This is a genomic window from Candidatus Pelagibacter bacterium nBUS_44 (assembly GCF_051200895.1).
In the GTDB taxonomy this organism is placed as follows: Bacteria; Pseudomonadota; Alphaproteobacteria; order Pelagibacterales; family Pelagibacteraceae; genus Pelagibacter.
The window spans coordinates 325,524-346,686 of record NZ_CP172838.1; the positions used below are offsets into that span (position 1 = coordinate 325,524).

Genomic DNA, 21,163 nt, shown 5'->3' on the forward strand with positions numbered 1-21,163 from the left:
ATTGGTTAACAATTTATTAATTTGAAACAGACTCCACCTTAATACCATCTAGCAAGTTCAGACATTTTTTAAGCTCATCTAAGACAATGAACTCATCAATTTTATGAGCTTGATCAATTGAACCAGGTCCACAGACTACAGTGCTAATACCAATTTCTTGAAACAAACCTGCTTCAGTTCCAAATGAAACAACTTGTCTAGAATTATCACCTGTTAAACTTGAAATTAACTCACAGGCATCTGATTTATCTTTTCTATCAAAACCAACTATTTCACCAATAATATCTTTTTCGATAGAAGCATTAGGAAAAACTTTTTTCATTTCTGGTAACAATATTTCATTTGCATATTTATCGATTTCTTGATTTAAAAATACGCCATCTTCTTTAACAACTGGTCTAGTTTCCCAATTTACATGACATTTGTCTGCTATTACATTGTGAGCAATACCTCCAAACACACCACCAATTGAAAGAGTAGAGTGAGGTGGATCAAAAATAGAATCTTTTGGAGCTCTATCTTTTAATTTTTTTCTTAATTCAATTAATTTATTTACGTATCTTGATGCATATTCAACAGCACTAACACCTTTGTGAGGTGCTGAGCTATGACCTGCTAGACCTTTAAAATAAGTTGTGTATTCGTAACATCCTTTATGAGCATCAATAATTTTCATATTAGTAGGTTCACCAATAATACAAATACCATCTTTGATATTTCTCTGTTTTAACTCTTCTATTAATATTGGAGCTCCCTGACAGGCTGTTTCTTCATCAAACGTAAATGAGAAATGAATATCCCGATCTAAATTTGATTTAGAATAAATAGGAGCATAAGCTAAAGTACAAGCAATAAATCCTTTCATGTCACACGAACCTCTTCCATATAATTTATCTCCCTTGACTGTTGCGGTAAAAGGGTCTGAGCTCCAGCCTTTTGAAACTGGAACAACGTCAGTATGACCAGATAATATTATTGGTTTCTTATTATTTGAGTTTTTAGCTTTTATTGTTGCAAATAGGTTCACTCTTTTTTTTTCATCATCGTAAGTTCTAAAAGAAGTAGCCCCTAATTTTTTTAATATATCGTCACAATAATCAATTAATGAACTGTTATCTTCCCCTGAAATAGTTTTAAAAGCTATCAGGTCAGTTAAAATTTGAACTGAATTATCAAATAATGTTTTTGAATTATTTTCTGTACTCATATTTAACAATTATTATATATTAATTATATGAAAGAACAAATTACCTTTGATGATTTTGACAAAGTAGACATTCGTGTAGGCACAGTAGTCTCTGTAAAGAAAAATGAAAAAGCAAGAAAACCATCTCTAGTAGTCGAAGTTGATTTTGGTGAAGAGATTGGAATTAAACAGTCTTCTGCTCAAATTACTCATTATTATAATGAAGATAATTTAAAAGGAAAACAAGTAATAGGAGTATGCAATTTTCCTGAAAAAAATATAGCAGGCATAGTATCTCAAGTGCTGATATTAGGATCAATAGATAAAGAAGGAAAAGTTGTTCTAGTTCATCCTTCTCAAAAATCTGAGAATGGTCTTCCAATAGCTTAATCAATGCATCCAGAAATCTTATCTATATCTTTATTTTGGTTTGTTGCAGCTTATACACCTGGACCAAATAATGTAGTTGCATCTTATTCAGGTTTTAACTTTGGAATTAAAAAAACTATCCCACATATTTTAGGAACAACTTTAGGCTTCACTTCTTTAGTTCTCTTATTAACAATTGGATTAATTAATGTATTTAAATTATTTCCAATAATTCAAATTATAATTAGGTATCTTGGAACTGTTTTTTTAATTTATTTAGCTTACAAAATTGCATCCTCAACAGCCTCTGACGAAATCAAAAAAGAAAATCCAGTAAAGTTCATTGAAACTTTTCTTTTTCAATACTTAAATCCTAAGGGTGTGATGGTAGCTATAATTGTAGTTTCATCTTATGTTGAGCTGGGAGAAAATTATTTGAATCATGCAACACAAGTAGTAGCTCTTGCATTCTTGTTTTCTTCGACAAGTATTACATTATGGACATTTATAGGCAAATTTCTGAGGAAATTCGCGACAAATGATAAATTTATTAAATACTTTAATTATGCTATGTCGGGACTTCTTTTATTAAGCATAATAACATTTTATATATAAAAAAATGAAACCAGGTTCTAAAAATTCGTTTAACTCACTTTCAGAAATTAAAATACAAGACACAAATTATAAATATTACTCTCTAAATAAAGCTGAACAAAATGGATTAGAGGGCATATCTAAACTACCAAAATCTTTAAAAGTACTGTTAGAAAATCTTTTGAGATACGAGGACGACTTGTCAGTTAATAAAAATCAGATTAATTCAATTAAAGAGTGGTTAAAGTCAAAAAAATCAAACACTGAAATTGCATACCGACCAGCTAGAGTTTTGCTTCAAGATTATACAGGTATTCCGGCTGTAGCAGATTTAGCTGCCATGAGAGAAGCCGTTAAAGATAAAAATAAAGACCCAAATACAATTAATCCATTATCTGCTGTAGATCTTGTAATTGATCATTCTGTTCAAGTGGATCAATCGGCGAAATCTGATTCTTTTGAAAAAAATGTTGATATAGAATTTGAAAGAAATGGTGAAAGATATTCATTCTTAAAATGGGGACAGCAAGCATTTAATAACTTTAGAATAGTTCCACCTGGAACTGGAATTTGCCATCAAGTAAATTTAGAGTATTTGTCTAAAGTAGTTTGGTCAGAGGAATTTGAAGGCAATAAATATCTTTTTCCAGACACTTTAGTTGGAACTGATAGTCATACTACTATGGTTAATGGTTTGTCTGTTTTAGGTTGGGGTGTTGGTGGAATTGAAGCTGAAGCCGGGATGTTAGGTCAGCCAATTTCAATGTTAATTCCTGAAGTTATAGGTTTTGAAGTTAAAAATAAAATGCCTGAAGGAACAACAGCAACTGATTTAGTTTTAACTGTAGTTAAAATGTTAAGAGATAAAGGCGTTGTTGGCAAATTTGTAGAATTTTATGGTGAGGGCTTAAAAAATTTAACTCTTGCAGATAGAGCAACCATTGCAAACATGGCTCCTGAGTATGGTGCTACATGTGGTTTTTTTCCAATTGATGACGAAACATTAAAATACCTAAAATTTTCTGGAAGAGACCAACATACAGTAAATGTTGTTGAGCAATATGCAAAAGAACAAGGTTTATGGTCAAGTGATGAAATAGAATTTACGGATACCATTTCATTAGATATGTCCACAGTGGTTCCAACGATCTCTGGACCTAAAAGACCACAAGATAAAGTTTTATTAACAGATGCACCAACTTCATTTAAAAAAGTTTTAGTAGATGCAACAAGTAAAAAAGATCACTCAATTTCAAAGGTTTCAAATACTGAGTATGAGATTAAAGATGGTTCAATTTTAATTGCAGCAATCACCTCTTGCACAAATACTTCAAATCCCAACGTTTTAATTGGAGCGGGATTACTTGCTAAAAAGGCTGTTGAACTTGGATTAGAAGTAAAACCGTGGGTTAAAACTTCATTAGCGCCAGGTTCTCAGGTAGTAACTGATTATTTGGCAAAAGCAGGATTAAATACTTATCTAGACAAATTGGGTTTTAATTTAGTGGGCTATGGCTGCACAACATGTATTGGTAATTCAGGTCCGCTGCCTGAAAATATAGTTGAGGCGATCCAAAAAGAAAATATTTATGCAGTGTCTGTTTTATCTGGAAATAGAAATTTTGAAGGAAGAATTTCTCCTCACATTAAAGCAAATTATTTAGCATCACCTCCACTTGTTGTTGCTTATGCACTCGCTGGTCACATGGAAGTTGATTTATATAAAGATGCTCTCGGTAAAGACAAAGATGGAAATGATGTTTACTTAAAAGATATCTGGCCATCAAATAAAGAAATTGAAGATACTCTAAAAGATTCTTTAAATGCCGAGATGTTTATTAAGAGATATTCAAATGTTTCAGAGGGACCCAGCCAATGGCAAAAAATAAAAACAGAAGAAAGTAGTATTTACAGTTGGGATGAAGGATCAACATATGTAAAAAAACCTCCTTTCTTTGACAACTTATCAGATGAGCCAGAGGGATTTAAAGAAATCAAAGATGCAAGACCTTTATTAATTCTAGGTGACATGGTTACAACTGATCACATATCTCCTGCAGGAAATATTCAAAAGGAAAGTCCAACTGGAGAATATTTCATGGAGCATCAAATTCTTCCAAAAGATTATAACTCTTATGGTTCAAGAAGAGGAAATCATGAAGTAATGATGAGAGGAACATTTGCAAATATAAGAATTAGAAATGAAATGGCTCCAGGAACCGAAGGTGGCTTTACAAAAATATATCCAGAGAAAAAAGTATTACCTGTATATGATGCGGTGGTTGAGTATAAAAAAAGAGGAACAGATTTAGTTGTCATTGGGGGCAAAGAATATGGCACTGGTTCTTCGAGAGATTGGGCTGCAAAAGGAACAAAATTATTAGGTGTTAAAGCAGTTATAGCTGAAAGTTTTGAACGAATTCATAGATCTAATTTGATAGGAATGGGAATTTTGCCTTTACAATTTACAGATAATGTAAATAGGAAAAATTTAAATTTAATTGGCTCAGAATTAATAAGTGTTCTTGATGTTGAAAAAGGAATAAAACCATCTGATGAAGTTATTTTAGAGATTAAATATGCGTCAGGGGATATTAAAAAAGTTAACACTTTATGCAGAATTGATACTAAAAATGAACTAGAGTATTATAAAAATGGAGGCATACTCCAATATGTTTTAAGGAATATGATTTAATTATGGAAGAAGATATTTCAATTATAAATAGTAATACAAGAAATGAAAAAGTAAGAAACTTTTTTATAAATAATAAGAATAAAATTATCTCAACAGCTATTGTTTTGGTTGTTGTTTTAATAGGTGCTTATGGTTTTGATAACTACAAAACTAATAAGAAAAAAGATATTTCTAATAAATTCAATTTAACCACTTTAGCTTTTTCAGAAAACGTAAAAGGATCGACAGTTCAAAAATTAGTTGAAATTATTAACGAACAAGACCCAACATATTCTCCTTTATCTCTATACTTTATTATAGATAATAAATTGATTTCTAATCAAAGTGAAATAAACGGTTATTTTGATATTTTAATTGAAAAAACGTCATTAGATAGAGAAATAAAGAATTTAATTATTTATAAAAAAGCATTGTTTAATGCCGACCAGTCTCAAGAAAGTGATCTATTAAATATTCTAAATCCATTGATTAATTCTGACAGTGTTTGGAAATCCCATGCATTATATTTAATGGCAGAATATTTCTATTCAAAAGATCAAAAACAAAAATCTAAAGAATTTTTCAATCAAATAATCAGTTTAGAAAACTCAAATTCAGATATATGGTCACAAGCTGAAAAAAGATTGAATAGAGATTTGAGTGAATAGATTATTAATTTTAATTATATCATTATTTTTTTTAAATAATTGCTCTTTAAATGAGAACTCTTCTATTTGGCAAAATAAAGAAGTCGATACAAAAAATCCTAAAAATATAAAAAAAGTATTTTCTGAAAAAAAAGTTGTCACTCAATTTAATCAAGAATTAAAATTAGACCTAACTAAAATTAAAATTAATAATAAAATTGTAGACAACAGAAATAATTATGGAATTCAAGATTATAGTGGGTCAATTGATAAAGTAGGAAGTTATAAATTTTCAAAACTAGATGATGTTAATCATTTAAACTTTAAACCCCTTTTTTTAAATGATGGCTTAATATTTTTTGATAAAAAAGGTTCTATTATTAGATACGATAATAATCAAAAAGTTTTATGGAAAAAAAATTATTACTCAAAATCAGAAAAAAAATTAAAGCCCAAATTAAATTTCGCATTAGTTGATCAAAATTTATTAATCACAGATAGTATTGCAAAATATTATTCAATTAATATTAATTCAGGTGAACTAATTTGGTCTAAAAATAATATTTATCCATTTAACTCTGAAATCAAGAGAAGCAAAAATAAAATTTTTGCAGTTGATTATAAAAATACATTAAGATGTTATAATGTTAATGATGGATCTGAATGCTGGAACTTACCAACAGAGGATTCTTTTACAATATCTAGTTCAAATTTTTCATTAATTATCTTAGGGGAGTTAATTATTTTTACTAACTCGATAGGAGATGTTACTGCTGTTGATATTGACTCAGGTCTAATAACTTGGCAATTACCAACGCAAAGTAGTAGCATTATAAATGAAACTTATAATTTTAAAGTTTCAAAATTAGTATCTGACAATAAATCAATTTATTTTTCAAATAATAAAAATGAATTTTATTCAGTAGATGTCAGAACAGGTATTACAAATTGGATTAATGAAATTAATTCAAATTTAACTCCAATCACAAGTGGAAATTTAATTTTTACTATATCAAATGAAGGTTACTTATATGTTGTAGAGAAGAATAATGGAAATATTATTCGTATCAGTGATCTTTATTTAAATTACAAAATTAAAAAAAGAAAAAATGTTAAACCAATAGGATTTGCTATTGGAGATACAAAATTATACCTAACAAATACAGATGGAAAGATGATAGTTGTAGATTTAAATCTTGGTAAAGTAATTGGTGTAGAGAAAATTGCAGGAAATTTTACTTCAAGACCATTTATTTTTAATCAAAGTTTATTTGTTGTTAGAAACGGATCTATCATTCAGTATAATTAATTATGATCTTAAAATTTCTTGATAAGATCGGTAGAAAAAAAGTTGTTTTAGACAGAGGTCCTTCCCACTCAAGATATAACGAGGCCAAACCTTGGTTAAATAGATATTATGTTTTGTTTAGATATAGACCTAAATGGTTTCCATTTAACATTTTAATTCATGAAATGCTTGCAGATGACCATGGAGAGGGTGTTCATAATCATTTATGCCCTTATATTACTATTATTTTAAGAGGCGGATATTGGGAAACTACCAAAAAAGGTAAATTTTGGAGAAGACCTGGCTACATAGGATTTCGTTCTGCAAATGCTCATCATAGAGTAGATTTAAAAGAAGGCACAAAATCGATGACAATTTTTATTCCTGGCCCTTTTGGCTTACGAAAAGGTTCAAGATCTGAATATGGTATTGATTTCAAAACTAAAAAAGATTAATGGTAAAAAAATTTCAAAAAGAGTTTATATCCTATTGTAACAGCCAACAATTAGAAGTTAATTCCAATCAAATAGAAGTTGTTAAGAGATTAGAAAAATACTATCAAGAAAATTTTAAATCTTATTTTTTAAATTTATTTTCAAAAAAATCATCTAAAAAAGGTTTTTATTTATTTGGTGATGTTGGTGTAGGTAAAACTATGATTTTAAAATTTTTTTTTGATCATGTAAAAGAAAAAAAGTTAAGACTACACTTCAATGAGTTTATGTTAAGCTTTCACGACTTTGTTTATCAAAAAAAAGAAAAAGAAGAAGAAAATATAATCAATCATTTTGTAAAAAATTTAAAATCAAAAGCTTCATTAATTTATTTTGATGAATTTCAGGTCACAAATATAGTTGATGCTATGATTTTAGGAAAATTGTTTGATCAAATTTTTAAAGAAGATATTAAAATTATTGTAACTTCTAACACCAAAATCTCTGAATTATATAAAGATGGTCTTCAAAGAGATCAATTTAAACCATTCATTAAAATTATGGAACAGAAGTCCACAGAATGTGAACTTAAGATTGAAGATGATTATAGAAAATCAAACAATAATCAAAAACAAAGATATTTTTATCCTCTTAATCAAGAAACTAATTTTAAAATAAATAAATTTTTTAGAACTATCACAAAAGGTAAAAAATATTCGTTTAAAACAATCAATGTCAAGGGAAGAGATTTTAAAATAGAAAAGTTTTACGAAGGAGTTGTTAGATTTGACTTTAATGAGCTGTGCGATCAAAACTTAGGTGCAGAAGATTATTTAGAAATTGTTAAAAACTGTAAATTTATTGTAATAGATCAAATACCACAATTTGATGACACTAATTCAAATCAACAACAACGTTTCATCACTTTATTAGATGTAATTTATGATAAAAACATTCCAATATCAGTTACAGCAAATCAAAACTTGGATAAATTTACCTCATCAAGATTATTAGAAAAACCTTTTAAGCGAACAATCAGCCGTTTATATGAGCTAACATCAGTAGATAATTATTAATGAAACAAGAATTTTATAACCTTCAAATAGATACTAGTGGTCAAAAATTATATGAATTTACCAATCAAACAATTGAATGGATTAACAAACACAATTTTAAAAATGGGATACTTAATTTAAGTATTCAGCACACCAGTGCATCTTTAATTGTGCAAGAAAATGCTGATCCAGATGTTCAAACTGATTTAATAAAATATTTTGATAAATTAGCTCCTATGGATAACAAACTATATATCCATACTACTGAAGGAATAGACGACATGCCTGCGCACATTAAGTCTTCATTAACCAATAATCAAATTTCATTAAGTATTAGAGAAGGAGAATTGTTGCTAGGTACCTGGCAGGGCTTATATTTATTTGAACATAGGCTAAACCCTCAAAATAGAACAATAATTCATCATTTTATTGGGAATTAATCTATTAACTACTTATTTTTTAAGGTTTTAAAGGCCTCTAGGGCAGAGGCTCTAGCTTTTTCATGAATAACTATTGGTTGTGGATAATCTTTTCCAATAATTGTTTTGATCGCTTGTTGGTATTTTAATTCCATTTCCCAAGGTTTATGAAGCAATTTACTTGGTACTTTATTTAATTCTGGCACCCATTTTTTTACATAAAGACCTTCTTTATCAAATTTTTCTCCCTGTAAGATTGGATTAAAAATTCTAAAATAAGGTGCAGCATCTGCACCACAACCAGCAACCCACTGCCACTGTGCAACATTATTTGCTTTATTAAAATCTAACAAACAATTTCTGAAATGTTTTTCTCCTTCAGTCCAATTAATTCTCAAATGTTTAACCAAAAAAGATCCAACTACCATACGAACTCTATTATGCATCCAACCAGTTTCGTACAATTCTCTCATACCTGCATCAACTATTGGATAACCTGTCATTCCATTTTTCCATGCTTTAAGATATTTATCATTTTTGACCCAAGGAAATTTGTCAAAATCTTTTCTATAATTACCTTTTAAAAATTCTGGAAAATAATTAATTAAACTATGTGAAAATTCTCTCCACCCAAGTTCATTAATATATTTTCTGTAACCAATTCCCTTAGATTTAATTTCACTACATTTTTTCCAAATACTTGCTACATGAATTTGACCATGTTTAATATAAGGTGATAGTTTCGAAGTTCCTTCAACAGATGGAATGTCTCTTGTAGTTCCATAATCTTTAATTTTACTCTCTATTAAATCATTCAAGATTTTTTTTGAATTACTCTCAGAAATTTTCCAATATTTATCAAATTTTTTATACCAATCTTTTTTGGGTAAAATACTTTTGGCTTCAATACAGTTCTTAAAAAAAGTTTTTTCTTTAGTCTTTTTTTTAACAATATAATTTTTAGCAGGAGCTAAACTTAAATATTTTTGTTCAGCAGTTCTCCAAAAGGGAGTAAATACTTTAAAGGGTGTTCCATCATTTTTAGTTACTTCTTGAAATTCATTTAAAATATTGCCTTTGAAATATTTAAAGTTGATTTCATTTTTTATAAAAATATCTCTTATTTTTTTTCCTTTTGCAATAACATCTGGTTCATAAACTTTATTCCAATATATTGTAAGATTATCTTTTTTTTTAACCTTGGATAAAACTTCCAGCTCATCACCTTTAACTATTTGAAGATTAATATTATATTTTGATAAATCTGTTTTAAAAACTTCTAATGATTTTGAAACCCACCACTTTTGAGCTTCAGTTTGATTATCAAAATTTTTATTATTATAGATAAATAAGGCAATTACATTGTCATGATTTTGAGTTGCAAATGACAATGCAGGATTGTTTTCTATTCTAAAATCATCTCTTATCCAAAAAATACCTGTATCTGACATGTAATTAATTTTGATTAACTAATTTCTGGTACATTTCTTGATCTGTATCACCCTCACAACCAATAACTAAAACATTTGAATTTTGATTTAATTTTAAATTTTGTTTTAAATTTTGATCCTCACAACTAGCAATTAAGCCAATCACTCCTGGTGCAGAATTTTCTCCAGCTATAATAGGCTCGTCACTAAAACCTGAGTTTCCAAGTAATTTCATAGTTTTTGCAATATCATCATCGGGTAAACTGATGCAATGTTTAACTGAATTTTTTAAAATTTCCCATGGGACTAATGATACTTCTCCACACGACATACCACCCATGAGACTTTCTCTTTTAATGTCAATTTTTTCTATTTTTCCTGTTTTAATACTTTCTAAAACACAAGCTGCACTATCAGGTTCAACCACCAATGTAACAGGCACGTTGTCTAAGTATCTCGCAATACCTGCAACCATTGCACCGGCCATTCCACCAACACCTGCCTGTAAAATTATATGAGAAATTTTTTCATTGTTAATTTGATCAATAATTTCTTTCATCATAACTGTGTAACCAGCCATCGTGTATGTTGGAACTTGCATATAATCTTTCCAAGCTACATCTTGTACTATTTGCCAATTATTTTCTGTGGATTGCTTAATGCATTCTATTAGTGATTTTTCGTAATTACCTTTAACTTTAATTACATCTGCACCAAGGTCAGCCATAGCTTGACCTCTAGCATCACTAACAAACTCACTAATAAAGATTTTACACTTAAGTCCTAATCTTCTAGCACCCCATGCAACAGATCTTCCATGATTTCCAGCAGTTGCAGTTGCAACAGTGATATTTTTATTTCCTTGGGTTACTTTTTCAACAGCATAGGCACCTCCCAGTGCTTTAAATGATTTTAAATCAAATCTTTTGCTTTCATCTTTGTAATAAATTTTATTTAAACCTAACTCATTAGATAATTTATTAAGAGATATTAATGGAGTAGGGGCATATCCTTCCCATTTTGAAATACTAGAATAAGCATCATCAATTTCTTTTTCAGATAGTGAATTGAAAATTTGTTTTTTATCAAATGAATAATTTTTATTATCTAAAAATTCAGAATACTTCCATTGATGACCGTTAGATAAAGTTACCATAATCTAACAGTCTAAAGTATTATCTTTTTCCCACTTAGTGACTGGTTTTTTCTTATTAAATGAAAACTTGCTCTTAAAGTCTTTTATCTCAGAATTTTTAAGCTTTATGTAGCTTTCAATCACATCTTTCCCAAAGGCATCAGCAAGAGGTTTACTTTTCTGAAGCATAGAAATTGCTTGATTAACATCATTAGGTAATTTTTTTAGTTTTGGATATTTTTTATAATCCTTGTACATATTGCAATGTAATGGTTTTCCAGGATTTATTTTTTTATTAATTCCCTCAAGACCTGCAGCAATTATTCCTGCTTGAAGTAAATATGGGTTAGCTGAACCGTCCATTAATCTTAATTCAAATCTTCCTTGATCTGGAATTCTAATCATGTGTGTTCTGTTATTTCCTGTATAAGATATACTACTTGGTGACCAAGTTGCACCAGACTTTGTCGGTGGAGCATTAATTCTTCTGTAACTATTAATTGTTGGATTAAAAAAAGCGGATAATGCTTGAGTGTTATTCATTACGCCACCTAAGAAATTGTAAGCTAATTTACTCAAACCAAGTGTATCTTTTTTGTCCAAAAATTTATTATTTTTACCGTTCCATACTGAAACATGAGCGTGACAACCATTTCCAGTTAAATTATGAAAGGGTTTTGGCATAAAGGTTGCTCTTAGACCATGCTTTTCAGCTAAACTTTTAACCATATATTTAAAAAATACGTGTCTATCAGCTGTGATTAACGAGTCTGTATAATCCCAATTCATCTCAAATTGACCGTTGGCGTCTTCATGATCATTTTGATAGGGCTTCCAACCCATAGTAATCATGCAGTCACATATTTCTTTAATTAAATCATATCTTCTCATTAGAGCTGATTGATCATAACAAGGCTTAGATTGAATATCTCTTTGATCAGCAATTGACGATCCATCTTCTGAAATTAAAAAATATTCACATTCAACCCCAGACTTCATCTGTAATTTTTTTTGAGACATTTTTTTAATTTGTTCTTTAAGCATCACTCTTGGTGAGGCCTTTACAGGTTTTCCATCCATATATAAATCTGATGCCAGCCAACCAATTTCTTTATTCCATGGTAATTGAATTAAACTATCAGGATCAGGCACTCCAAACATATCACTGTCTGCAGGTGTCATATCTAGCCATGTAGCAAACCCCGCAAAGCCAGCTCCATTTTTTTGCATCTCACCTATGGCTTGAGCTGGAACTAATTTGGATCTCAAAACTCCAAAAAGATCAACAAAACTTATTAGAAAATATTTTATTTTTTTTTGTTTGGCAATTTGTGAAAGATTTTTTGGCATGATTAATCCTACTTGTTTAAAAAGTTTTATTCAATTATTTTTTTCCAGGTATCCAATCTGTGCCGGCTAGAGGAACTCTTGCCATAGCAGCAGCTTCAACTGTTAAGGCAGCTAGATCTTCAGGCTCTAAATTTCTAACATCTGATTTACCATTAGCTCTAGCTAACGTTTGCAACTCTAGGGTTAAAGTTGTTAAATAATTTTTAATTCTTTTACCAGCTTCAATTGGGTTTAATCTTTTTTCTAGTTTAGGATCTTGTGTTGCAACACCTACAGGACATCTTCCTGTGTGACAGTGATGACAATAACCAGGTTCTGTTCCAAGTTTTTTATAATCTTCAACATATAAGTCAGCATTACAATTTAAAGCCATCATTGCAGCAGAACCAATTGATACAGCATCTGCCCCCATTGCTATTGCTTTTGCAACATCTGCACCAGTTCTAATACCACCTGAAACAACAAGCTGAACTTTTCTATGCATATTTAATTCTTTTAAAGCATCAACAGCTTCTCTTAATGCACCCAAAGTTGGAATTCCAACGTGTTCAATAAAAACATCTTGAGTAGCAGCTGTTCCACCTTGCATTCCATCAAGTACAACCACATCTGCACCAGCTTTTACAGCCAATGTAGTATCGTAAAAAGGTCTTGCCGCTCCAACTTTTATATAAATTGGTTTTTCCCAATTTGTAATTTCTCTAAGTTCTTGAATTTTAATTTCTAAATCATCTGGGCCAGTCCAGTCAGGGTGTCTACAAGCACTTCTTTGATCAATTCCTTCTGGCAAGGTTCTCATTCCTGCAACTCTTTTATTAATTTTTTGACCAAGCAACATTCCGCCACCACCGGGTTTTGCACCTTGTCCAACTACAACTTCAATAGCGTCTGCTTTTCTTAAATCGTCAGGATTCATGCCATATCTAGAAGGCAGTAATTGATAAACCAAATATTTAGAAGAACCTCTTTCTTCTTGTGTCATACCACCATCACCAGTAGTTGTTGAGGTCCCCATTGCAGACGCTCCTCTACCTAAAGCTTCTTTTGCATTAGCACCGAGTGCTCCAAAACTCATTCCAGCAATTGTGATTGGAATATCAAGTTTGATTGGTTTTTTTGCAAATCGATCACCTAAAATAACTGATGTGTTACATGTTTCTCTGTAACCTTCTAATGGGTATCTAGACATCGATGCACCTAAAAAAACAAGATCATCAAAGTCAGGAACTTTTCGTTTAGCACCTAATCCTCTTATCTGATAAATCCCTTCGTTTGCTGCTCTTTGAATTTCTTTTATTGTAGAGCTTGGAAATGTTTTAAATTCTTTGAGATCTTTTTTCATTTTTAGTATGAACCCACATTATCAATTTTAAAATTATATAAATTTCTAGAAGAACCATATCTTTTAAATTTTTTAGGATCTTCAGAAATATTTAGCTTTTTAAACAGTATTGTTAATTCATCTATATTCTTTTTATCCATTTTCTTTTCTACACAATCTGCACCTAAGCTCTTAACTTTACCTTTTACAAATATCTTAGCTTCATAAATTGAGTCTCCAAGATCTGCATCTGCATCACCCATTACAACTAAGTTACCTTTTTGTGCCATAAAAGCTGACATATGGCCAACAGAACCCTTAACTATTATATCAATTCCTTTCATTGATATCCCACATCTAGAGCTTGCATCTCCTTCTATAATTAACGCACCCCCATGACCTGTTGCTCCAGCTGATTGAGAGGCGTTACCTTTAACAACAATTTTACCTGACATCATATTTTCAGCAACACCAGTTCCAACGTTTCCATGAACTGTAATAGTTGCTTTTTGATTCATACCAGCGCAGTAGTATCCAGTATGACCTTTAACTGTTACATCAATATCATCTTTTAAACCTGCACATATAGCGTGCTGTCCTTGAGGGTTTAAAATTTCAAATTTTCTAGTATTTTTCTTTCTATCAACATTTTGTAGATGTTGATTTACTTCTCTTAAAGTTTTTTTGTTTAAATCAAAGTTCATAAATTACCAATGATATACTACACCAGGTTTTGGTTCAAAAATTTTTGCTGAATTTACATTTGGAAGATGCGCCATAGCTTGAAACTCAGATGCAACTGCAACATAATCTTTAGTCTCAGCAACAACAGCTGGCTTACAAGCAATTTCATCTCTTAACAATGCAAAGCCATCTTTTGTGCCTGCAATAAAAGTATAAAAACCATCTAAATCTTTTAAACTATTCTTTAATGTTTTTTCTAAGCCTTTACCTTTTGATATTTGATTTGAAATATATCCAGCTGCAACTTCAGTATCATTTTCAGAATTAAAATTTTGACCATCTTTAATAAGTGATCTTCTTACATTGTTATGATTTGATAAGGAGCCATTATGAACTAAACATTCATCTTCCGATGTAGAGTAAGGATGGGAACCTTGTGTAGTTATTGCACTTTCGGTTGCCATTCTTGTGTGACCAATTCCATGTGTTCCTGAAAAAGAGGATAATTTAAATTTTTTTACAACATCTTTTGGATTTCCAGTTTGTTTGAAAATATTAATACTTTTTCCATAACCAACTAAAGATACTTCTGGAATTTCTTTTTTTAATAAATTTAATATTTTAGAGGGTTTTTCGTTAGTTTCTAAAACAACGTGATCTGCATAACTAGTTAACTTAATTTTTTTTATAAATTTTGATATTTTCTTTTTAAAATCATTTTCTTTTATTTCATCAAGACAAATAGAGTATTTAAAAGTATTTTTATTTTCTTTAGTATAAATCGCAAAACCAGCACTATCAGGTCCTCTTGTTGCCATACCATCTAACATTCCAGATAAAAATTTACCTAAATGTTTTTCATATTTTTTTGTTTTTAAATAAATTCCAACAATTCCACACATAATATTTTGGTTTAGCTTAATAGAGATTTTAAGAAGTCTTTATAGTAGATAAGATTGATCACAACAATGATGATAATAGCCGCTATCACTCCATATTTAGCTTTAGGAAAAAGCACACCCCTCATTTTAGTAGGTCTAAGATCTTCGTTATTATTATCGCTCATTTATAGAGATTATAAAAAAAAAGGGCGCCACAATCAAGTAGCGCCCAAATTTTTATTTTATATTACCAATCGGTAATATTGCTTTTATGATCATTAGCACCATGTCTTTTTCTAGCCAATTTTGAAAGTTCCTCACTCTCAGAATTGTTAGTAATAACATGCCAACCAATCCAGATAACTATACCTAAAATAACCAGTAAAGTTTCACTAGATCCAGCTCCCGGATAAACTGCACCGACAACCTCCTTAGCACTTAAATGATCTATCCAGTTTGTAACTGTAGCCATATTTTTCTCCTTTACCTAGTTGCAGATGAAACTGCTCGTTCATCTTTTTTAGCAGATTCCATCATATCATAGTCTAGTCCAGCTATTTCAACATCACGCGGTATTCTTAATTTACCAAATGCGCTTAGTATCTTAGCTATGACATAGCCTGGTATTAGTCCAAGAACTACGAACATTATTATTGCTCCTAGAAATTGTCCTAATGGGTTAATAGATGCGTAAGTTGATCCGTCCCACATAGCGCCAACACTGTATCCAGATGATGGGTAACCATTTAAAACAAATCCACAAATCACAAGACCAACAAAACCAGCATAACCATGTACTGCTACAGCACCAACTGCATCATCGATTTTGAACTTACGTTCAACCCAGTAATGTAGTTTGTATGCAATAACAACACCGATCATACCAATGATCATTGCTTGAATTGGATGATATAAATCATTTCCAGCTGAAGCACAGATGACACCTGCTAGTCCACTTGAGTAAGTCCAGAAAGGATCACCTTTGGCGATCACATATCCAGCTAATAATCCTCCTGATAATGACATCAAGAAGTTATAAGTTATACCACTAAGTGTAGTAGGGGTTACATATATGTTTGTAGCTGTCCAGTATGTTACACCTTCCATTCCATACTCAGGTCCAAGATCAAATATCGGTATATTACATGCCGCATAAAATCCCCAGAAACCAGTATAGATTAAAAACAATCCAACTGTAACTAGCCAAGGATTTCTTGGTCCTATATTTCTTGGCTCACCACTTGATGAGAATTTTCCAATTCTAGGTCCTAAAACCATAAGAACACCTAAAGCAAATCCACCCGCAATTGCGTGAATTACTCCTGATGCATAAGCATCATGATATCCTAAAATTTTAAGCATCCAGCCATCAAAGTGCCATCCCCAAGCAGCATCAATTACCCAGAAACACGAACCTATTGCAATTGCTAAAATTCCAAATGCAAATGTTGTAATTCTTTCAATGATTGCCCCTGAAACGATAGAAGCAGCTGTCCATGAGAAAAGTAAGAATGCAGCCCAGAATACTCCAGATATGTGGTCACCTAAGTTAACCGCCATAAATTCAGTATTTGGTGCATACCATTTAGCACTAAAAGTACTTTCGTCTGTTATTAATGCTACACTTTCATTCATTATTGATGGAGCTATTCCCGGTCCTGTTGGGAACGCCCAGTAAATCCACCAACCAAAGAAAAACCAAGTTACTGTTACCAAAGGTATCAGCATTGTATTTTTCATAAGAGTATGTTGATGATGTTTGTATCGAGAAGCTCCTACTTCATACATACAGAAACCGACGTGAATTAAAAACATCAGCACCACTGTTACCCAGTAGTAAAATTCTGTAAATATGGTTGTCAGAGCACCTAACTGATCAGTCATATTTTCTCTCCTTTGTTAAACAAAGCATAAGAAACTTATGTGCGACAAACAATACTAAAATTTATATATAATAAAAATATTTAAAAAAACGTGATTTAACACAGTTTAACTATTAATATGACTTATATTGGTCATCTTTAATACAACTCTTGATTGTTTATTAAAAAAAACTAAAATTTTAAATATGCTTTTTTCAAATCAACAAGAGGGTGTTTTGGAGACATTTGGAACTTAACTAAAAGCTCTCTTGCAATCATATCTCTATCTTGTTGGTTGTTAGGAAGTTTAATAGATTTTGGAATAGTAACCCAGCCATTTGCGTTTCTACAAAATACAGCTGGTTTTCCTTCTTCATAACCCATATGAACATCTTCTAACCAGTTAAGATCATCCCAACCCATAGCTTCTACATATTTTTTAAGAAATGGAGTAATTCTTTTGTAATCAGGAAGTAAGTTCACATCATATCTATAACCAATATGTTGGCCAATTAGTTTTTCTCTTGCTGTTTCTTTAAAAGTACCAAGTTTTAGTTTTTTCTCTTTTTTAACTTTGCTTTTTACTTTTGTTTTTTTTGTTTTTTTCTTAGCCATAGTTACCTCTATATTTTGTGATAGTTATCAACACCAACTGTGTAGTTTGTTCCAGCTAATGGAACTTTTGCTAGAGCAGATGCTTCTGTAGTTAATGCAGCTAAATCTTCAGGCTCTAAAGAGTGAATATTAGTTTTACCACATGCTCTTGCTAAAAGTTGAGCTTCTAACGTCATTGCATGAAGATAGTTATAAACTCTTAGTGCAGCAGCATCAGGATTTAATCTTGCTCTAAGTTTAGGATCCTGAGTAGCAACACCTACTGGACAACGTCCAGTATGACAGTGATAACATTCTCCAGCTTTTACACCCATTTCTTTTTCAAAGTTAGCTTCTGGAATATCTTTATTACAGTTTAAAGCCATCATTGATCCAGTACCAATTGCTATTGCGTCAGCACCTAATGCTAATGCTTTTGCCATATCAGCACCATCTCTAATACCACCTGCGTAAATTAAAGTAACTTTTCCAGTTTTACCAACATCATCAATTGCTCTTCTTGCTTCTCTAATAGCAGCAATTCCAGGAATACCAGTGTTTGCAGCGGCAATGTGAGGACCAGCTCCAGTAGAGCCTTCCATTCCATCTAGATATATAGAGTCAGGGTCACATTTTGCAGCCATACGTACATCATCGTAAACTTTTGATGCACCAAGCTTTAACTGAATTGGAACTTTATTTTTTGTTAATTGTCTTAATTCTTCAACTTTTAAAGCTAAATCATCTGGACCTAACCAATCAGGGTGTCTAGCAGGTGATCTTTGATCAATACCTGATGGTAATGATCTCATTTCAGCTACTTGATCAGTTACTTTTTGACCCATCAAGTGACCACCCATTCCAACTTTTTGACCTTGTCCGATGAAAACTTCTATCCCATCTGCAAGTTGTGCATGGTGTGGATTAAATCCGTATCTTGATTGAATACATTGATAATACCATTTTTCAGAATATCTTCTTTCATCAGGTATCATTCCACCCTCTCCAGAACAAGTCGCACTACCAGCCATAGTAGCTCCTCTTGCTAAAGCAGTTTTTGCTTCGTAAGAAAGTGCACCAAAACTCATACCAGTGATATAAACAGGTATATCCAATTCAATTGGGTTTTCACACCTTGGACCAATGACAGTTTTAGTTTCACATTTTTCTCTGTATCCTTCAATTACAAATCTTGTAAGCGTTCCAGGTAAGAAAACTAAATCATCAAATGTTGGAATTGGTTTCATTAATGCCATTCCACGCATTCTGTATCTTCCTAATTGAGCTTTAATATGAATATCGTCTATTACTTCAGGAGTAAAAATAGCGTTATGACCTAATAAACTTTTATTTCTTTTTCCTTCTTCATAGGCGTGTACATCAGCTTTTCCACCAACACTTCCATTACTTTTTTTCTTTTTAGTTTTTTTCTTAGGCATTAAATTGCTCCTTTCTTCTCTGTAGGTTCTAAATTATCGTAATTCCATAATTTTTTACCAGCTACAATCTTTTTCATTTTACTGACATCAAATTTCTCTCCAATTTCAGCAACTTTTAATTTTCGTTTTAACCATTCTTGGTCACTTTTTGTAAGTTCAGCGTCCACAGCATCACTACCATAAGAACCAATACTTCCACCTACGAAAATTGTCCCATCATACATAGAGTCACCTAAATTTATTCCAACATCGCCAAGAATAATTATTCTTCCTCTTTGCATCATAAAACCTGTAAATGCACCAGCGTCACCACCAACAATGATTGTTCCACCTTTCATATCAATACCAGTTCTAGCACCAACACTGCCTTTGCAAATTAGATCTCCACCTCTGATAGCTGCGCCAAAACATGATCCTGCATTTTTTTCGATTACAACTTTACCAGCCATTAAGTTTTCAGCACAAGACCAACCAACTCTACCATTAATTCTAACAGTAGGACCGTCACATGAACCCATACCAAAATAACCTAAACTTCCTTCAAAGATTAAGTTTAATTTATTCAAAATTCCAACACCTAAACTGTGTTTTCCTTGTGGGTTTTTAATAGCAATAGTTCCATAGCCTTGACTCATCAAATCATCAATTTTTTTATTAGCTTCTGGAGCAGACATATCTTTTACATCAAGATCTGTTCTCTTATTAAAGTCAACATCGTAAGTACCAAAGTAATAGAAGTTTTCAGCCTCATCAGGATTAAAAAACTTCTGCTGAGTTCTTCCTGTTAAAACTTCAGTGTGCATACCCATTGACTGGGCTTTTGATTTCTTCTCGCTTGTTTTTAGATTTGCCATACTTTTACCTCTCCATCAAATGGATCATATGTATCAATTTCTTGTGGAAGAACTGATCTGATCGCTATTTCTTCTGAACCCATTGCAACTAAATCATCTAACTCGTAAAGAACCAATGGTTTTGCGGCCATTGTATCTTTTGCCATACCAAGCGAGTCACTTGTTGCAACAAAATAAGTAAATACTCCATCAAGTCCTGTTAATGAAGCTTTCATTCCTTCTTCAAGACTTGCTCCTTCTCTCATTTTTTGAGCAATATAAACTGCAATTAATTCTGAATCACATTCAGACATAAATCTCATGCCTTTATTTTCTAATGCTCTTCTATTATTCCAATAATTTGTAAGTTGTCCGTTATGAACTACAGACACGTCACTAAAAGGATAACCCCAGAAAGGGTGGGCTGATTTAATGTCAACACCCGACTCTGTTGCCATTCTAGCATGACCAATTGCATGAGTTCCAACAAGTTTATCCAAAGAATATCTATCACAAACTGCTTTAGCATTTCCAAGATCTTTAATTACTTCTAATGATTTTCCCATTGAAAGAATTTCAACACCTGGGATACTTTCAATTTTTTGAGAGAAATCTAATAGATCTTTTTTATCATAAGAAATTTCATATCTTAATGAATAAGGTAGAGTTCTTTCTTCTTTAAGAACTTTAGCCCCTAACTCTGCTAAATATTGATCTACTATTTTTTTTCTTTCATCATAAACAGAAACATCTTCCATAATTGATGAGCTTCCCTCTCCAACATTTTCTCCTACTTTGAAACGCATGATAAAATTTTTACCATCTGTATCACCGTATAAAGCGTAACCTGTTGAGTCTTCACCTCTATGTTTTAATGCTTGAAGCATACCCTGTAGTTCGCTTCCTACATTTGATGATTTGCCTCTATGTATCAATCCAGCTATCCCACACATATATTTTACCCCTTT

21 protein-coding genes are annotated in these 21,163 nt (G+C 31.5%); 8 read left to right on the forward strand and 13 right to left on the reverse strand.

Going from position 1 to position 21,163, the window contains the following annotated elements; translation table 11 throughout:
* Positions 1 to 16: 16 nt before the first annotated feature.
* On the reverse strand, positions 17 to 1,207 hold the full coding sequence (argE, locus tag ACIJYB_RS01725) for an acetylornithine deacetylase (RefSeq protein ID WP_435151639.1): 1,191 nt from the start codon (positions 1,205 to 1,207) through the stop codon (positions 17 to 19).
* A 27-nt stretch (positions 1,208 to 1,234) separates the two neighbouring features.
* Here argE and ACIJYB_RS01730 point away from each other — a divergent pair, with 27 nt between their 5' ends.
* Genes ACIJYB_RS01730 through ACIJYB_RS01765 form a run of 8 tightly spaced genes read left to right on the forward strand, consistent with a single transcriptional unit; the run spans position 1,235 to position 8,687 of the window.
* A complete protein-coding gene (locus tag ACIJYB_RS01730) occupies positions 1,235 to 1,576 on the forward strand; it encodes a tRNA-binding protein (protein ID WP_435086556.1) in 342 nt (113 codons plus the stop codon).
* Between the two features lie 3 nt (positions 1,577 to 1,579).
* Positions 1,580 to 2,170 (forward strand): LysE family translocator, encoded by a 591-nt coding sequence (locus tag ACIJYB_RS01735; protein WP_435151642.1) that lies wholly within the window; start codon positions 1,580 to 1,582, stop codon positions 2,168 to 2,170.
* A gap of 4 nt (positions 2,171 to 2,174) precedes the next feature.
* Positions 2,175 to 4,844: an aconitate hydratase AcnA gene (gene acnA, locus ACIJYB_RS01740; protein ID WP_435151644.1), complete on the forward strand. Its 2,670-nt coding sequence runs from the start codon at positions 2,175 to 2,177 to the stop codon at positions 4,842 to 4,844.
* Between the two features lie 2 nt (positions 4,845 to 4,846).
* The gene (locus ACIJYB_RS01745) at positions 4,847 to 5,491 is read left to right on the forward strand and encodes a hypothetical protein (protein ID WP_435151647.1); all 645 of its coding nucleotides are present in this window, start codon (positions 4,847 to 4,849) and stop codon (positions 5,489 to 5,491) included.
* Positions 5,484 to 6,779, forward strand: coding sequence for a PQQ-binding-like beta-propeller repeat protein (locus ACIJYB_RS01750; RefSeq protein WP_435151649.1), 1,296 nt, complete (start codon positions 5,484 to 5,486; stop codon positions 6,777 to 6,779). Before ACIJYB_RS01745 ends, ACIJYB_RS01750 begins: the two co-directional genes overlap by 8 nt.
* A 2-nt stretch (positions 6,780 to 6,781) precedes the next feature.
* Positions 6,782 to 7,213: a hypothetical protein gene (locus tag ACIJYB_RS01755; RefSeq protein WP_435151651.1), complete on the forward strand. Its 432-nt coding sequence runs from the start codon at positions 6,782 to 6,784 to the stop codon at positions 7,211 to 7,213.
* Entirely contained in the window at positions 7,213 to 8,268 is a 1,056-nt protein-coding gene (zapE, locus tag ACIJYB_RS01760; RefSeq protein ID WP_435151653.1) for a cell division protein ZapE, read from the forward strand. The genes ACIJYB_RS01755 and zapE overlap by 1 nt, the downstream gene beginning before the upstream one ends.
* The gene (locus ACIJYB_RS01765; protein ID WP_435086570.1) at positions 8,268 to 8,687 is read left to right on the forward strand and encodes a secondary thiamine-phosphate synthase enzyme YjbQ; all 420 of its coding nucleotides are present in this window, start codon (positions 8,268 to 8,270) and stop codon (positions 8,685 to 8,687) included. The genes zapE and ACIJYB_RS01765 overlap by 1 nt, the downstream gene beginning before the upstream one ends.
* Before the next feature lie 8 nt (positions 8,688 to 8,695).
* On the opposite strand, the gene ACIJYB_RS01770 is transcribed toward ACIJYB_RS01765, so the two are convergent.
* The 12 genes from ACIJYB_RS01770 to ACIJYB_RS01825 all read right to left on the reverse strand — a co-directional run bounded on the left by ACIJYB_RS01770 (position 8,696) and on the right by ACIJYB_RS01825 (position 21,148).
* On the reverse strand, positions 8,696 to 10,117 hold the full coding sequence (locus ACIJYB_RS01770) for a cryptochrome/photolyase family protein (RefSeq protein WP_435151656.1): 1,422 nt from the start codon (positions 10,115 to 10,117) through the stop codon (positions 8,696 to 8,698).
* 4 nt (positions 10,118 to 10,121) lie between these two features.
* Positions 10,122 to 11,252, reverse strand: coding sequence for a diaminopropionate ammonia-lyase (locus ACIJYB_RS01775; protein ID WP_435151658.1), 1,131 nt, complete (start codon positions 11,250 to 11,252; stop codon positions 10,122 to 10,124).
* Between the two features lie 3 nt (positions 11,253 to 11,255).
* Positions 11,256 to 12,581 carry a type III glutamate--ammonia ligase gene (gene glnT, locus ACIJYB_RS01780; RefSeq protein ID WP_435151661.1) on the reverse strand — a complete coding sequence of 442 codons (1,326 nt, stop codon included), beginning with the start codon at positions 12,579 to 12,581 and terminating at the stop codon, positions 11,256 to 11,258.
* A gap of 34 nt (positions 12,582 to 12,615) precedes the next feature.
* Entirely contained in the window at positions 12,616 to 13,923 is a 1,308-nt protein-coding gene (locus ACIJYB_RS01785; RefSeq protein ID WP_435151663.1) for an FMN-binding glutamate synthase family protein, read from the reverse strand.
* A gap of 2 nt (positions 13,924 to 13,925) precedes the next feature.
* Positions 13,926 to 14,606: a protein glxC gene (locus ACIJYB_RS01790; protein WP_435151666.1), complete on the reverse strand. Its 681-nt coding sequence runs from the start codon at positions 14,604 to 14,606 to the stop codon at positions 13,926 to 13,928.
* A gap of 3 nt (positions 14,607 to 14,609) precedes the next feature.
* Positions 14,610 to 15,488 carry a class II glutamine amidotransferase gene (locus ACIJYB_RS01795; protein ID WP_435151668.1) on the reverse strand — a complete coding sequence of 293 codons (879 nt, stop codon included), beginning with the start codon at positions 15,486 to 15,488 and terminating at the stop codon, positions 14,610 to 14,612.
* A gap of 226 nt (positions 15,489 to 15,714) precedes the next feature.
* Positions 15,715 to 15,939, reverse strand: a complete 225-nt coding sequence (locus ACIJYB_RS01800) for a hypothetical protein (protein WP_435088736.1) — start codon at positions 15,937 to 15,939, stop codon at positions 15,715 to 15,717.
* An 11-nt stretch (positions 15,940 to 15,950) separates the two neighbouring features.
* Entirely contained in the window at positions 15,951 to 17,351 is a 1,401-nt protein-coding gene (locus tag ACIJYB_RS01805) for an ammonium transporter (protein ID WP_435151671.1), read from the reverse strand.
* Between the two features lie 170 nt (positions 17,352 to 17,521).
* Positions 17,522 to 17,944 carry a hypothetical protein gene (locus tag ACIJYB_RS01810; RefSeq protein ID WP_435086585.1) on the reverse strand — a complete coding sequence of 141 codons (423 nt, stop codon included), beginning with the start codon at positions 17,942 to 17,944 and terminating at the stop codon, positions 17,522 to 17,524.
* Positions 17,945 to 17,952: 8 nt separating this feature from the next.
* Positions 17,953 to 19,362, reverse strand: coding sequence for an FMN-binding glutamate synthase family protein (locus ACIJYB_RS01815; RefSeq protein WP_435086586.1), 1,410 nt, complete (start codon positions 19,360 to 19,362; stop codon positions 17,953 to 17,955).
* Entirely contained in the window at positions 19,362 to 20,216 is an 855-nt protein-coding gene (locus ACIJYB_RS01820) for a GXGXG motif-containing protein (RefSeq protein ID WP_435151674.1), read from the reverse strand. The genes ACIJYB_RS01815 and ACIJYB_RS01820 overlap by 1 nt, the downstream gene beginning before the upstream one ends.
* Positions 20,204 to 21,148, reverse strand: coding sequence for a glutamine amidotransferase (locus tag ACIJYB_RS01825; protein WP_435086588.1), 945 nt, complete (start codon positions 21,146 to 21,148; stop codon positions 20,204 to 20,206). Before ACIJYB_RS01825 ends, ACIJYB_RS01820 begins: the two co-directional genes overlap by 13 nt.
* Positions 21,149 to 21,163 lie beyond the last annotated feature (15 nt).

Bases quoted from the DNA above. Each gene is read 5' to 3' on its own strand.
- argE (WP_435151639.1), bottom strand. From the start codon at position 1,207: ATGAGTACAGAAAATAATTCAAAAACATTATTTGATAATTCAGTTCAA.
- ACIJYB_RS01730 (WP_435086556.1), top strand. From the start codon at position 1,235: ATGAAAGAACAAATTACCTTTGATGATTTTGACAAAGTAGACATTCGT.
- ACIJYB_RS01735 (WP_435151642.1), top strand. From the start codon at position 1,580: ATGCATCCAGAAATCTTATCTATATCTTTATTTTGGTTTGTTGCAGCT.
- acnA (WP_435151644.1), top strand. From the start codon at position 2,175: ATGAAACCAGGTTCTAAAAATTCGTTTAACTCACTTTCAGAAATTAAA.
- ACIJYB_RS01745 (WP_435151647.1), top strand. From the start codon at position 4,847: ATGGAAGAAGATATTTCAATTATAAATAGTAATACAAGAAATGAAAAA.
- ACIJYB_RS01755 (WP_435151651.1), top strand. From the start codon at position 6,782: ATGATCTTAAAATTTCTTGATAAGATCGGTAGAAAAAAAGTTGTTTTA.
- zapE (WP_435151653.1), top strand. From the start codon at position 7,213: ATGGTAAAAAAATTTCAAAAAGAGTTTATATCCTATTGTAACAGCCAA.
- ACIJYB_RS01765 (WP_435086570.1), top strand. From the start codon at position 8,268: ATGAAACAAGAATTTTATAACCTTCAAATAGATACTAGTGGTCAAAAA.
- ACIJYB_RS01770 (WP_435151656.1), bottom strand. From the start codon at position 10,117: ATGTCAGATACAGGTATTTTTTGGATAAGAGATGATTTTAGAATAGAA.
- ACIJYB_RS01775 (WP_435151658.1), bottom strand. From the start codon at position 11,252: ATGGTAACTTTATCTAACGGTCATCAATGGAAGTATTCTGAATTTTTA.
- glnT (WP_435151661.1), bottom strand. From the start codon at position 12,581: ATGCCAAAAAATCTTTCACAAATTGCCAAACAAAAAAAAATAAAATAT.
- ACIJYB_RS01785 (WP_435151663.1), bottom strand. From the start codon at position 13,923: ATGAAAAAAGATCTCAAAGAATTTAAAACATTTCCAAGCTCTACAATA.
- ACIJYB_RS01790 (WP_435151666.1), bottom strand. From the start codon at position 14,606: ATGAACTTTGATTTAAACAAAAAAACTTTAAGAGAAGTAAATCAACAT.
- ACIJYB_RS01795 (WP_435151668.1), bottom strand. From the start codon at position 15,488: ATGTGTGGAATTGTTGGAATTTATTTAAAAACAAAAAAATATGAAAAA.
- ACIJYB_RS01800 (WP_435088736.1), bottom strand. From the start codon at position 15,939: ATGGCTACAGTTACAAACTGGATAGATCATTTAAGTGCTAAGGAGGTT.
- ACIJYB_RS01805 (WP_435151671.1), bottom strand. From the start codon at position 17,351: ATGACTGATCAGTTAGGTGCTCTGACAACCATATTTACAGAATTTTAC.
- ACIJYB_RS01810 (WP_435086585.1), bottom strand. From the start codon at position 17,944: ATGGCTAAGAAAAAAACAAAAAAAACAAAAGTAAAAAGCAAAGTTAAA.
- ACIJYB_RS01815 (WP_435086586.1), bottom strand. From the start codon at position 19,362: ATGCCTAAGAAAAAAACTAAAAAGAAAAAAAGTAATGGAAGTGTTGGT.
- ACIJYB_RS01820 (WP_435151674.1), bottom strand. From the start codon at position 20,216: ATGGCAAATCTAAAAACAAGCGAGAAGAAATCAAAAGCCCAGTCAATG.
- ACIJYB_RS01825 (WP_435086588.1), bottom strand. From the start codon at position 21,148: ATGTGTGGGATAGCTGGATTGATACATAGAGGCAAATCATCAAATGTA.